Raw genomic sequence first — 13,567 nt, 5'->3', positions numbered from 1 at the left:
AAATTATTTCGTTAGCAGTTTTGGACCATCTTCTGTGATGAGCCAGTCATTTTCAATTCTGATGCCAAATTTACCGGGAATATAAATCCCGGGTTCGATGGTAATTATTTGTCCGGTCTTAAATTTAGTCCCTTTCGCTGAAGAGATTCTTGGAGTCTGATGTACCTCATAACCGAGTCCGTGTCCAAGAGAGTGTGGCAAACATTCTTCCGGATTATCATGCTTTGATTCCAGATACTCTTTTGCAGCGATATAAGCTTTGGAAGTATCTTTCCCTGGTTTGCACAGTTTTTCAGCAATTTTTACCGATTTTTTAACAATTTTCATTACTTTTTTGTACTCTTCGGTCGGGTTTTTCCCATACCAGAATGAGCGGGTAATGTCGGTGGATACACCTTTGTATTTCACACCGAAATCAATTAAAACGGGTGAATCCTTTTCAAGTTGCCTGTCCGATGGTTCTGTGTGAATTTTGGCAGTATTCTCACCAAAAGAGACAACTGGTGTGAATGCCTCCTCACATCCCGAAAGATGGATAAAGTAACTGATTGTCGCCCGAAGCTCAAACTCCCTCATTCCGGGGATTAAAAGATCAGGGATATTTTGCTCAATCCTTTTAGTGACTTTATTCGCATATTCAAAGCGTGACAAAGTCTCATCATCCGCTATCGAAATAAACTCGTCTATGGCATTCGAAATGTTGACTGGTCGGGATTTACCTCGCAGCAGACTCCTGCCGATTTGCGAAGCCGCAAGATCAGAGTCCGCGCCGACAGCCACCGGTCTGTGGGGGAAGAAATTTTTAAGAATCTCCTGCGGATCACTTACAACTTTTCTTACTATTCTTCCATCCACCTCTTCGAGTTCAAGCCGGTATCTCGGATCGGTAATAATCATAATTTCGTCACCGATGGCAAGGAGGCAGGCATTGCTGGAAACAAAATCGGAAAAGTAGCGGATATTTGAAGGATTGGCGAGGATAATGCAATCGAGCATATTATCCCGCTTGTAGTTAAGCAGAAAAGAGAATCTGTTGTCGAGATATCTGTTTATCATATCTTTTGGTAGTTTGGAGCTTCCTTTGTGACAATAATGTCATGAGGATGGCTCTCTTTCAATGAAGCCGCGGTGATTTTCACAAACCTAGATTTATCCTTAAGGTCTGAAATGGTGGCTGCACCGGCATATCCCATCGAGGCTTTCAGTCCGCCTGTAAGCTGGAATACAGTGTCAGACAATGGACCTTTGTATGGAACCATTCCTTCCACCCCCTCCGGGACAAGCTTGCTGATCTCGGTTTCGGAATCCTGGAAATAGCGGTCACCGCTCCCCTTTTTCATGGCATCCAGAGAGCCCATACCACGGTAAACTTTGAAGCTCCTTCCGTCGTAAAGGACTTTTTCACCGGGACTTTCGTCCGTACCGGCAAACAATCCACCAATCATCACGGTATCAGCACCGGCGGCAATGGCTTTCGCCACATCACCCGAATATTTTATTCCACCATCAGCGATGATGGGAATTCCCTTGTCTTTCAAAGCTCTGTGTACTTCCATTATCGCACTGATTTGCGGGACACCAATACCGGCGATTACTCTGGTAGTACAAATTGAACCGGGACCTATACCAACTTTCACGGCATCAACGCCTGCATCGTATAATTCAAGAGCTGCTTCATAAGTGGCAATATTTCCGGCTATCAGTTGTATATCGGGGTATTTCGCACGAATCTTTTTAATAGTGTTGATCACACCCATCGAATGGCCATGCGCAGTATCCACAATAATAACATCCACACCAACCGCTACTAGTCTGTCCATTCGTTCAAAGGTGTCGTTGCTTACACCTACCGCTGCACCGACTCTCAATCTGCCCATTTCGTCCTTGCAGGCGAGCGGAAATCTCTTCTTTTTTTGGATGTCCTTGAATGTTATCAAACCTCGAAGAATCCCTACACCGTCAACTACAGGAAGTTTTTCGATCCGGTGCCGGTGGAGAAGTTCTTCAGCGTGTTCCAATGTGGTGCCGACAGCAGCAGTTACGAGATTTTTTGAGGTCATCAGTTCATCAACACCGAGACTAGGATCCTTTACGAACCTCAAATCACGATTCGTCAGAATTCCAATCAGTTTTCCTGTGGAATCAACAATTGGGATTCCTGAAATGGAATATTTCCGCATCATTTCGAAAGCATCGGCAGCCTTTTTGTCAGAAGTAAGAGTAACAGGATTTCTGATCATGCCACTTTCGGAGCGTTTTACCCTGTCGGCTTCCTCAGCCTGTTGTTCGATCGACATGTTTTTATGGAGGATGCCGATGCCTCCCTCTCTTGCAATAGCAACGGCAAGTTTGCTTTCGGTTACAGTATCCATCGCTGCGGAGAGGAAAGGAATATTCAATCTTATTCCCCGCGAGAGTTGCGAAGATACATCCACTTCTCTCGGTAAAACTGATGATTTAGCAGGAAGTATCAGCACATCGTCAAATGTGATACCTTCGTAAGCAAACTTTTCGTTGTTCATTGTAATGCCTTTTTGTTTAATCGAAAGCAGGAATACCCGTGATATCCTCACCCAAAATCAGAGTGTGCATCTCGTGTGTTCCTTCATAAGTTTTAACCGATTCCAGGTTGTTGGCGTGTCTCATGACGGGGTACTCATCTAGAATTCCGTTGGCACCATGAATTTCTCTCGCTACTCTTGCTATGGTAAGCGCGATTTCACAGTTGTTTCTTTTTGCCAGTGATACATGCTGAAAACGGAGATTGCCCGAATCCTTCAGCCTGCCAAGCTGCAGGTTAAGAAGTTGTGCCTTCGTAATCTCGGTGAGCATATAAACAAGTTTTTCCTGAGTCATTTGGTAACCGGCAATCGGCTTTGAGAACTGAATTCTCGATTTTGAATAGTTTAACGAAGAATCGTAGGAAGCCATCATGGAACCGACCACACCCCATGCAATGCCATAACGGGCCTGGTTGAGGCACATCAGAGGTGATTTTAATCCGGCAGCTCCGGGAAGTCTGTTTTCTTCAGGTATAAATACGGAATCGAAGACCAGCTCCGAAGTAACGGAAGCCCGCAGCGAGTGTTTTCCCTTCATCTCCGGGGCACTAAAACCTTTCATGCCCTTTTCCACGAGGAATCCGGCTACCTTTCCGTCAAGTTTTGCCCAAACCACAGCCACATCGGCGAGTGTTCCATTGGTGATCCACATTTTGGCACCATTGAGTATGTAGCCGCCATCAACTTTTTCAGCTTTTGTGACCATACCGCCTGGATTTGATCCGAAATCAGGCTCTGTCAAACCGAAGCAACCGATTTTTTCACCATTGGCAAGTGCCGGAAGCCATTTTAATCTTTGCTCTTCACTTCCAAATGTATAAATCGGATACATAACCAGTGCACTCTGTACCGAAACAAAACTGCGTACACCACTGTCTCCCCTTTCAAGTTCCTGCATTACGAGGCCGTAGGCAACATTATTCATGTCGGATCCGCCATATTTTGATGGGAGATTCGCTCCAAACAGCCCCAATTCACCCATTTTGGGAATCAGATCCATCGGGAAAGTGCCTTCCCTGTAATGTTTTTCTATGACCGGAATTACATTGTCGTCCACAAATTCCCTGACCATATCTCTGACCATTTTCTCTTCATCTGACAATAAAAGATCCGTATTGAAATAATCCAAACCAATAAACTTTGACATCTGATCTCCTTCTGTTTTCGAACACATTTTTTTGAAAATATTAACTTTAAAGGTAAGATTTTGGGAGTTTGTGTACAAGTATTAAGAAAGGGGTTAGTTATGAGTTTTGAGTTTTTATTTATGAGTAATGGTGGATAGTTTAAGGTACGCACGGAGAAATGGTTACACGGGATTTTTAAGGGAACGCGGATACACGCAGATTCGACGGATTTACGCAGAGGCAGGATGGTTACACAGATGGCACGGATTTTTCACGGATGGCACGGATTTTTTTGAGACAACGCAGGGCGAAATATGAGAATCTCGCCCGGGCGGGATTTTCACATACCGTCTTGCGAACATTCTCAGGCAATATATATTGTCTTTACATTCACAAATTCTTTAATGCCGAATGGTGATAATTCCCTTCCGTAACCTGATTGTTTGATGCCACCAAAAGGTAATCTTGGGTCGCTTTTAACGAATGAATTGACAAAACTCGAACCTGATTCGAGCATCGTTTTTGCCATCTCTTCGCCAAATGTCAGGTCTGATGTAAACACGGCACTACCGAGTCCGTAGTCAGTTGAGTTTGCCAGGGAAAGGGCTTCTTCCATAGTTTTAACTTTGAAAAGAAGTGCCACGGGACCAAAAATCTCCTCACAAAAAGCAGGAGAATTTACTGGAATGTTTTCGAGTACAGTCGGCGGGTAGCAAAAACCGGGACTATCCGGGATGAATCCTCCTGTCAAAACTGTGGCTCCAAGTTCAATTGTCTTTTGCACCTGGGCATGAAGTGTATCCCGTAAGTCCTTACGGGCTATGGCTCCAATGTAATTTATCTCATCCATTGGATCACCCGTCTTGAGTTTTTTTACTTCAGCCAGGAAAAGTTCTTTGAACCGATCATAAACTTTTTCGAAGATTAAAAGCCTTTTCGCGGCGATGCAACTTTGTCCCGTGTTGAGCATTCTTCCAATCAGACATGCTTTAACTGCCGCCTCAATATCAGCATCTTCCATGACAATGTATGGATCGCTGCCACCGAGTTCGAGGACACATTTTTTCAGTTCACTTCCTGCAATTGCTGCTACAGACTTCCCTGCCCGGGTACTTCCGGTAAGAGTGACTGCGGCAACTTTTTTGTTCCTTATCATACCTTCCACATTTTCCACTTCAGTGACAATCATACGAAATATATTATCAGGGAAACCTGCTTCCTTAAAAATCTTTTCAATTGCAAGTGCGCATCCGGTGACATTTGGCGAATGCTTCAGGAGCACACCATTTCCCGCCATGAGAGCAGGTGCTGCAAATCTGAATACCTGCCAAAAAGGGAAATTCCACGGCATTATCGCGAGAATAACGCCCAAAGGTTGAAAAGTTACAAAACTTTTTTTAGCATCTGTTTCAATGGTAACATCCTGTAAAAATGTCTCGGCTCCGTCGGCATAGTATTCGCAGACCCAGGCACATTTTTCTGCTTCAGCCACTCCCTGCATGATTGGTTTTCCCATTTCGGTGGTCATCAATTTCGCGAATTCAGTTTTTCGGGAACGAAGAATTTCAGCCGCTTTTTTGAGTACGAATTTTCTTTCTTCAAATCCTGTTTTTTTGAAAGACAGAAAAGCCTCATCAACCTGATCAATCACGGATGCAACCTCTGAAGGATCCATCACGGAATATTCTGCCACCACTTCCCCGTTGTGGGGATTAATCGATTGAAACATTATTTTCCTGTGTAGTAATCAATCATTTTTTGAATCGCCCTTTTGCAGGCAGTGCAATAGTTGTCAACTGAAATTGAGTTCATCGAACAGTCCATTTTCGGACGGTAAACGCCTTTTTCCACATAGCCACCACCCTCGAAAGCACCGAGTTTCTTTTCAAATTCCTTGGTTGCGGGGGTCGGAATGGGTGTGTCTTCTTTTACGAGTTCTTTCCATTTTGATGCAAAATCGACCAAAGTGGTGATATTTGGTTCGAGAGGTTCGACACCCAAAGGATAAAAATCGTTGTAAGCTGTTGAACTGGTGTAGTATTCATCGGCAAGGAAGGCAAAAGCGTGTCCGAATTCGTGAACAAATACATACTCGGAATAGATATTGAAATTGACGCAGGTAGCGTAGTAATTATAAATGGCACCGCCGCCATATTTGTCGGTATTTACCAGGATGTAAATCTGATCGTAAGGGGCATTTGCTGCGAGATCCCTGACATTGTTATATTCCTCGGTCATCAGATACCGTTCTTCGTCGAAAGTATAAAAGGAAGATCCGGCTACTGTATTCACATAGATTTTTTCTTTCGGAATATCTGTGCCAGATTGAGCGGAAGGAGCTTCAATTCCCCAGATATTAAAGAAATTTTTATTCTCTTTATATGGGGATGAATTGAAAAGATACTGAGCGAAGCGGTTGCAGTCTTTTTTGAACTGATCCATTTCCTTCGCTGTATATCCTTCGGGTATTATCACGATATCCACTTTTTCGGAGGAATCACCACTGTTTACAACCTGAAATGAAGGATAGACATTTTTTCTGTCTTTTTTGATAAAGTAGTTCTTCGGATCCACTTCAAGTTCATATCTCTTTTCGAGGGACAGGTCTTTTTTTCTGGAGGAAATAGTTATAAGAACGGGATTTTTCGGGTATGGAAAGACGACACTTTCTTCAAAAGATTTGCTTATTTTCATGGCTTCTTTAGTAGTCTGCCATTCGGAAAAAAGTGTGGAGTAATGTTTTGAATAGATAAGTTTGCCCGAAGCTTTGTCAAATACTTCGAGTTTGTATTTCCCGTAATTGAAGGGATCAATCATTTTTTTAACAGGACCTCCCCAGAAGGGTTCCTCGATCAGACTTCCAAAGGAGAAGTAGTCATCGGTCTTGTTGCCTGAGTGAATATAGTTCAGACGAAGTGTCTTTTTCTCAAAATAATTGTTGAAATCACTTTGAGAAAAAGCCAGAGTGGAAACAAAAAGGACAAAAAATAAGATTCTCATTGTACACCGTATAATTGATAGTGCACAAATTTACAGATTTTCTCTCTTTTTTTTAGTTTAAAAAGATTTGGTTATCTCCCGGAAAATATTTTTTGCTCAATTGCCGAGGCAAGTTTAAAATCCCTGCCGGTAATTCCGTTGGCATCGTGTGTGGAAGTGGTTATTCTTAACTTGTTCCAGCCGAACATCAGGATATCGGGGTGGTGGTTCTGATCTTCAGCAAGTTCGGCAATTTTATTTACAGCCTGTACCACTTCGGAAAAATTACCGAGGCTGTATATTTTGGTGATTGTGTCACCTTCTCTCTGCCAGCCGTTTAAGCCTGCGAGTTCGTTATTGATCATTTCATCGGGCAGTTTTAACATTTTGTACCTCCGTAAAAATAAAAAAAGGCTACCCGAAGATAGCCTTGTTGAAATTAAACACTAAGATCGGAACCAACCTCGAGTGATTTTTCATCCATAAAGACGAGAAAATCATTTTCGTCCACATGTCTTGCAATCACGCGGGTTCCTTCTTTGAATGACCCTCTAAGAATTTCTTCCGAGAGAGGATCTTCAATATAGTTCTGAATCGCTCTTTTTAGAGGACGGGCACCGAATTTGGGATCGAAGCCTTTGTCTGCAAGGAAACTCTTGGCAGAATCCTCAATCACGAGCTCAAGTTTGTTGTCATGAATATTCTTTAACAGGTCCTTAATTTCCACATCGATAATTTTCAGGATATCTTCTTTCGTAAGATTTCTAAAAACGATCTGATCATCAAGCCTGTTAAGAAATTCGGGACTGAAAAGTTTTTTCACAGCATCATCAATTACACTTTTCATATTGTTATATTGATCCGCAACTCCGTCGGCATTGAACCCAAAGGAGCCGAGAGGTTTTATATCTCTCAGACCAATATTTGAAGTCATAATAATGATTGTGTTCTTGAAATCCACTTTTCTTCCGAGGCTGTCAGTCAGTCTTCCCTCATCGAGTACCTGCAACAGAAGAGAAAAGATATCGGGATGAGCTTTTTCTATCTCATCAAACAGTACTACCGAGTAAGGTTTTCTTCTGACTTTTTCAGTAAGCTGCCCGCCTTCTTCATAACCGACATATCCCGGAGGCGCTCCAACGAGTCTCGAAACGGCGAATTTTTCCATGTACTCACTCATATCAATCTTGATAAGGGCATCCTCGGTATCGAAAAGGTATTTGGCAAGAACTTTGCAGAGCTCGGTTTTTCCAACGCCGGTAGGACCGAGGAAAATAAAACTTCCTATTGGTCTGTCGGGGTTCTTTAATCCGGCTCTTGCTCTCCTGATAGCCTTTGTAAGTTTCTTAACGGCTTCGTCCTGACCGATGATGCTCCCTTTAAGAGCCTCTTCCATATTCAGAAGTTTATCCGATTCCGTCTGAGCAACTCTGGTAACTGGGATACCTGTCATCATCGCCACGACCGTTGCGATATCCTCTTCGGTAACATCGAAAATATTTTCTTTTGACTTAAGCTCCCATTCATCTTTGGCTTTTTCGAGCTCTGCGAGAAGGGTTCTTTCAGTATCGCGAAGACGGGCGGCTTCCTCATAATCCTGTCTTTTGACAACCGCAGCCTTCTCTTTTCTCACATTTTCAACATCGTCTTCCATCTTGAGAATTTCAACTGGAACCTCATAATTTCTCATGTGTACACGGCTTCCTGCTTCATCAATAACATCTATCGCTTTGTCTGGAAGGTGTCTGTCGGTGATGTACCTCATGCTCATCTTTACGGCAGATTCGACTGCAGCAGTCGAATAACTCACATGGTGATGTTCTTCATATTTAATTTTAATGTTCTCGAGGATTTTGATTGTGTCGTCATAACTTGGCGGCTCAACCATCACTTTTTGAAATCTTCTGTCGAGTGCGCCATCAGTTTCAATGTATTTTCTGTATTCATCGAGTGTGGTGGCACCAATACACTGGAAATCGCCTCTTGCGAGTGCAGGTTTGAACATGTTTGAAGCATCAAGTGAGCCCGAAGCACCGCCTGCACCAACAATTGTATGAAGTTCATCAATGAAAATGATTACTTCCTTTGCCTTTTCAAGCTCGGTCAAAAGGGCTTTCATTCTTTCCTCAAACTGACCACGATATTTTGTTCCTGCTACAAGTCCGGCAAGATCGAGAGTGACAACTCTTTTGTCCTGAAGGATTCTGGGAACCTTTTTCTGTATGATTCTGATTGCCAAACCTTCGGCAATGGCAGTTTTACCCACACCGGGTTCACCGATAAGTACCGGATTGTTTTTCTTTCTTCTGCTGAGAATCTGCGCAACTCTTTCGATCTCATTTTCCCTGCCGATGACGGGATCGAGTTTATCCTCGATGGCGAGTTTTGTCAAATCCCTTCCAAAATTATCAAGAACAGGTGTTTTGGTTTTCTCGGTTTTCTTTCCTTGAGGAGGTGGAACTGAGCCTTGTGACGATTTATCAGGGTTTTCCCTGCTTGAAAGCAGACTGTTCAACTCACTTTTTGCAGCCTCATAAGACAAACCGAATTGCATCAGAATCTGAGTGGCAAGGGTATCTTCATCCCTGAGGAGTGAGAGCAAAAGATGTTCTGTACCGATGACATCGGCTTTGTAGATTTTTGCTTCAATCTGAGTAATCTTTAAAATCTTTTCTGCCTGTTTAGTCAGTGGCAAATTGCCGATAGTGAGTGTACCACCACTCGAACGCAAAGAATCTTCTATTACTTTTTTCAACTCAAGTAAATCACAATCGAGATTCTTCAAAATCCGAACAGCTACGCCCTGGCCCTCGCGGATAATCCCAAGCAGGAGATGCTCTGTGCCGATATAATCATGTCCAAGTCTTACAGCCTCTTCTCTGCTGAGCCTTATTACATCCTGTAGCCTGTCCGAAAAACTTCCATCCATTTTGTTGTCCTAAGTTTTTTTCTTAAATAACTAATCGAATATATATATTAAAATCGTTTTGTGCAATTCCCTGATGTTTCAGATAAAAAATAGTGACCGAACCATCTTTATTTAGGGAATGCATTCCTGTACATATATTTAAACAAAACAGTTTGCAAAAATGTTTCGTAAATACCAATTTATTTTATCCTTTAATTCGTCTTATTTTGTTATCTTGAGGGGACTTTTTAATAAATCTTATTGGAGAATGAATAATGGAAGCTGTTTTATCCGGTACAATGATATTCTTCATTGTTGGTGCTGTAATCTTTCTAATGTTTTTCCTTTACTTCGTTCCAATCGGACTTTGGATAACAGCGGTATCATCCGGTGTTAAAGTAAAAATATTCAAAGACCTTGTTGGAATGCGACTCAGAAAAATAAATCCAAATGTAATTGTGCGTGCTAAAATCACAGCTACCAAGGCAGGGATTGAAGTGGAGATTCCGAAACTTGAAGCCCACCTGCTGGCAGGTGGAAATGTGGATAAAGTAGTAATGGCGCTGGTTTCTGCAGATAAAGCACAATTGAATCTTTCCTTTGAACGGGCTACCGCAATCGATCTGGCTGGCAGGGATGTTCTTGAAGCCGTAAAAATGTCGGTAAATCCTAAAGTGATTGAGACTCCCCTCGTCGCTGCCATGGCAAAAGACGGTATTCAGTTGAAAGCAGTTGCAAGAATCACTGTCAGAACAAATATTGAGAGACTTGTCGGTGGTGCCGGAGAAGCTACCATTCTTGCCAGAGTTGGCGAGGGTATCGTTTCAACCATCGGTTCGTCTGAAAGTCACAAACATGTACTCGAAAATCCTGATTCAATTTCCAAAGTGGTTTTAAGCAAGGGACTTGACAGCGGAACAGCATTTGAGATCCTTTCAATTGACATCGCTGATGTGGATGTTGGTGCAAATATCGGTGCCAAACTTCAAGCGGATCAGGCTCAGGCAGATCTTCAGATCGCCCGTGCCCGCGCAGAAGAGCGTAGAGCTGCAGCAGTTGCCCTCGAGCAGGAGATGAATGCTGAAGTCGCCCGCCAGAAAGCCAAAGTTATTGAAGCCGAAGCAGAAGTGCCCAAAGCAATCGCAGAAGCCTTCAGATCGGGTAACCTTGGAATCATGGATTATTACAACTTAAAAAATGTTCAGGCTGACACCTCAATGAGAGAATCGATAGCCAGACCTGACGATTCAAAATCGAAACCGACAAGCTAATACCGTGGACGACATAGTTCAAATTGTTGTATTTGTATTATTTCTTCTCTTCTCCCTCATTAGCGGGTTGAAGAAGAAGAATGATCCAAATGTACCGCAACAACGCAAACAGCAGCCAAAACCTCAACAGAGACCTGTTCCAAAGGAGTATACAACTTATAAAAGCACTCAAAAGCAAACAGAAATGGCACAGTCGAGTGATGCTTTCAAAGAGTTGGAGGCACTTTTTGGAAGGGTTCAAACTGATGAGCAGAGCTACACTTCGCCGGCGAAGGTACCTCCAACAAGCGGAAGCAAATCTTCCACAGTAAAGACTCCTGACAGAGAATCTGATTACACTCCTTTCGAGGAAACCGTAAAAACAGGCGGGTACAAGGAGTACCAGAAAAAAGAACCCCTTATCAAAGAGGATCAGGGGGAAGGAAACAGCTACAAGCCAAGTGCGGAGGAATTCTCCTACGATGCGATTGAACCCGTCTCTGTGGAAGAACTTAACAGAAGGTTTGAACAGGCTGAGGAGGATTTATTAAGGCACTCTTACGAGTCAGACCTGGATATTACCAGCAGTACAAGAAGCAAAGGTTGTGCTGCGATGCTTCGAAATCGCGGGAATGTCAGGGATGCAATAGTCATGAGTGAGATACTAAGAAGACGCGGAGCAAGTTGGAGAAGAGCATAAAAACAATAAAATTAAGGAACATTACCTCTCCCGGTAAATACTTAAAGAATTACGATGAATCAAAATTCGCAATCGATTATGTCAACTCACTCAATCAGGCGCAGTACGAAGCGGCAAGAGCTGAAGAAGGCAGTTTTCTGATTATTGCAGGTGCGGGTTCAGGGAAAACCCGCACTCTTGTTTACCGTGTCGCCAGACTGATTGAAATCGGTTACGATCCCTCCTCCATTCTTTTGCTTACTTTTACCCGCAAAGCCGCAAATGAGATGATGCACCGTGCTGAATTGCTTTTGGACAAGAGATGTTCAAAAATTCAGGGGGGTACATTCCACTCATTTGCAAACATGATTCTGCGGAAATATGCAGTGGCAGCACATCTTCAACCGAATTTCACGATCCTCGATCAGGGTGATTCGGAGGATGTGGTTAATTTGATAAGATCTGAATCAAGCGCAATAGAGGAAAAAGTAAGATTTCCGAATAAGCAGACTTTGTTCAAGATTTTCAGTTTGAGTGTGAATACCGGCAGACATCTCCATGAAATAGTGGAGGAAGAATTCCCCCATTTCATGCGACACATCGAAAAAATCGGTGAACTTCATATTGCTTACACCGAATACAAAAAGAAAAACAACCTTGTGGATTTTGACGATTTGTTGATCTATCTGAGAGATTTTTTCTTCGAATACTCCCCGACTGCTCAAAGAATCCTCAATTCGATCAATTTCATTATGGTTGATGAATATCAGGATACAAACCACCTTCAGGCGGAACTCGTTGAGTCACTGACACAAACAAACAAAAACATAATGGTTGTGGGAGATGACCTCCAGTCGATTTATTCGTTTCGAGGAGCCAATTTTAGAAACATTATGCAGTTTCCCGAACTTTTTCCCGGAACCACTCTGATAAAACTCGAAGAAAACTACCGCAGCACTCCTCAGATTTTGAATTTTGCAAACAAGGTTCAGGACGCAGCAGTCTGGAAATATGAGAAGTCGTTGTATTCATACAGACCGGATGGTGAACTGCCTTACATAATTGCATCTGAAAACGAGAATATGCAGAGCCGGTTTATTGTTCAGAAAATTCTCGATTTAAGGGAAGAAGGCGTAAAACTCTCTGACATTGCCGTTCTGTTTCGTTCTTCGTTTTTTTCATTTGATCTGGAAATAGAACTCACCAAAGCTAACATACCGTTTGTTAAAATTGGCGGAATAAAATTTGTGGAAGCCGCCCATATCAAGGATATTCTGGCGTTCTTGAGGGTTTTATTGAATCCTCTTGACCTTGTAAGCTGGTACCGGATTCTGATGATGCATGCAGGTATTGGACCCAAAACTGCCAGAAAAATATTAAACGAGATATCGGAAGGCAAAGCAGGAATCACCAGAGAAGTGAGTGCTTCGGCAAACTCGATTTTTGCTACAAAATGTCTGAAACTTCTCGAAATGATGAGAAAATTGTATGTCAGACAGGATACTCCAACTGAAAAAACTCAACTCGTTGTGAACTATTACTATCCCCTTTTCAAAGATCTGTACGACGATTTTAACAAGAGGTCAAAGGATATCGATACCCTGTTGAACATCACGGAAAAGTATGATACACTTCACGACTTTTTGTCGGATATGGCGATTGAACCACCGCTGGATTCCATATCAGATCTCGACAGTCCCGATAAAGAGGATGAAAAACTTACACTCAGTACCATTCACTCCGCAAAGGGACTGGAGTGGCATTCTGTTTTTATAATGCATGCCATCGACGGATTTTTCCCGTCAATCAGATCAATTGAGACTGCTGAGGGACTTGAGGAAGAGCGCCGTTTGATGTATGTCGCATCTACCCGTGCAAAACAAAATCTCGTTATTACATATCCCATGAAGGTTTTTGACCGCGAATTGGGAGTAACCTTTTCCAAACCAACAAGATTTTTGAACAATATCACCCCCGATATTGCAGAAGGATATCTGCTCGAAGAGTAGCAGGTGAAACTTTTTTCATTTAATCACGATATAATCAATAAAAAAGGAAAAATT

Annotated in this window: 10 protein-coding genes; 3 read left to right on the top strand and 7 right to left on the bottom strand. The window is 42.6% G+C overall.

From position 1 onward, the window contains the following. Positions 1 to 3 precede the first annotated feature (3 nt). The 7 genes from LCH52_07420 to LCH52_07390 form a co-directional block, all read right to left on the bottom strand. On the bottom strand, positions 4 to 1,056 hold the full coding sequence (locus LCH52_07420; GenBank protein ID MCA0388310.1) for an aminopeptidase P family protein: 1,053 nt from the start codon (positions 1,054 to 1,056) through the stop codon (positions 4 to 6). Continuing rightward, positions 1,053 to 2,522, bottom strand: a complete 1,470-nt coding sequence (gene guaB / locus LCH52_07415; protein ID MCA0388309.1) for an IMP dehydrogenase — start codon at positions 2,520 to 2,522, stop codon at positions 1,053 to 1,055. The genes LCH52_07420 and guaB overlap by 4 nt, the downstream gene beginning before the upstream one ends. A 16-nt stretch (positions 2,523 to 2,538) precedes the next feature. Next, positions 2,539 to 3,708, bottom strand: coding sequence for an acyl-CoA dehydrogenase family protein (locus tag LCH52_07410; protein ID MCA0388308.1), 1,170 nt, complete (start codon positions 3,706 to 3,708; stop codon positions 2,539 to 2,541). A 344-nt stretch (positions 3,709 to 4,052) separates the two neighbouring features. Then, positions 4,053 to 5,417, bottom strand: coding sequence for an NAD-dependent succinate-semialdehyde dehydrogenase (locus LCH52_07405; GenBank protein MCA0388307.1), 1,365 nt, complete (start codon positions 5,415 to 5,417; stop codon positions 4,053 to 4,055). Continuing rightward, positions 5,417 to 6,688 carry an IgA Peptidase M64 gene (locus LCH52_07400; protein ID MCA0388306.1) on the bottom strand — a complete coding sequence of 424 codons (1,272 nt, stop codon included), beginning with the start codon at positions 6,686 to 6,688 and terminating at the stop codon, positions 5,417 to 5,419. Before LCH52_07400 ends, LCH52_07405 begins: the two co-directional genes overlap by 1 nt. Before the next feature lie 71 nt (positions 6,689 to 6,759). Further along, entirely contained in the window at positions 6,760 to 7,053 is a 294-nt protein-coding gene (locus LCH52_07395; protein ID MCA0388305.1) for a 4a-hydroxytetrahydrobiopterin dehydratase, read from the bottom strand. A 53-nt stretch (positions 7,054 to 7,106) separates the two neighbouring features. Further along, positions 7,107 to 9,596, bottom strand: a complete 2,490-nt coding sequence (locus LCH52_07390) for an ATP-dependent Clp protease ATP-binding subunit (GenBank protein MCA0388304.1) — start codon at positions 9,594 to 9,596, stop codon at positions 7,107 to 7,109. Positions 9,597 to 9,850: 254 nt separating this feature from the next. On the opposite strand from LCH52_07390, the gene floA reads away from it, so the two are divergent. Genes floA through LCH52_07375 form a run of 3 tightly spaced genes read left to right on the top strand, consistent with a single transcriptional unit; the run spans position 9,851 to position 13,513 of the window. Further along, on the top strand, positions 9,851 to 10,846 hold the full coding sequence (gene floA / locus LCH52_07385) for a flotillin-like protein FloA (GenBank protein ID MCA0388303.1): 996 nt from the start codon (positions 9,851 to 9,853) through the stop codon (positions 10,844 to 10,846). Between the two features lie 4 nt (positions 10,847 to 10,850). Continuing rightward, positions 10,851 to 11,525, top strand: a complete 675-nt coding sequence (locus LCH52_07380) for a hypothetical protein (protein MCA0388302.1) — start codon at positions 10,851 to 10,853, stop codon at positions 11,523 to 11,525. Next, a complete protein-coding gene (locus LCH52_07375) occupies positions 11,510 to 13,513 on the top strand; it encodes an ATP-dependent helicase (GenBank protein ID MCA0388301.1) in 2,004 nt (667 codons plus the stop codon). Before LCH52_07380 ends, LCH52_07375 begins: the two co-directional genes overlap by 16 nt. The last annotated feature ends 54 nt before the right edge of the window (positions 13,514 to 13,567 follow it).

This window comes from Bacteroidota bacterium, from assembly GCA_020161395.1.
Taxonomy (GTDB): Bacteria; Bacteroidota; Ignavibacteria; order Ignavibacteriales; family Ignavibacteriaceae; genus UTCHB3.
The sequence above is the reverse complement of the archived record's forward strand: the minus strand, read 5'-3'. Positions and strand labels throughout refer to the sequence as shown.

What these genes read in the sequence shown, in the direction of transcription:
- LCH52_07395 (MCA0388305.1), bottom strand. Translation starts at nt 7,053, where the DNA reads ATGTTAAAACTGCCCGATGAAATGATCAATAACGAACTCGCAGGCTTA.
- LCH52_07420 (MCA0388310.1), bottom strand. Translation starts at nt 1,056, where the DNA reads ATGATAAACAGATATCTCGACAACAGATTCTCTTTTCTGCTTAACTAC.
- guaB (MCA0388309.1), bottom strand. Translation starts at nt 2,522, where the DNA reads ATGAACAACGAAAAGTTTGCTTACGAAGGTATCACATTTGACGATGTG.
- LCH52_07400 (MCA0388306.1), bottom strand. Translation starts at nt 6,688, where the DNA reads ATGAGAATCTTATTTTTTGTCCTTTTTGTTTCCACTCTGGCTTTTTCT.
- LCH52_07410 (MCA0388308.1), bottom strand. Translation starts at nt 3,708, where the DNA reads ATGTCAAAGTTTATTGGTTTGGATTATTTCAATACGGATCTTTTATTG.
- LCH52_07390 (MCA0388304.1), bottom strand. Translation starts at nt 9,596, where the DNA reads ATGGATGGAAGTTTTTCGGACAGGCTACAGGATGTAATAAGGCTCAGC.
- floA (MCA0388303.1), top strand. Translation starts at nt 9,851, where the DNA reads ATGGAAGCTGTTTTATCCGGTACAATGATATTCTTCATTGTTGGTGCT.
- LCH52_07405 (MCA0388307.1), bottom strand. Translation starts at nt 5,417, where the DNA reads ATGTTTCAATCGATTAATCCCCACAACGGGGAAGTGGTGGCAGAATAT.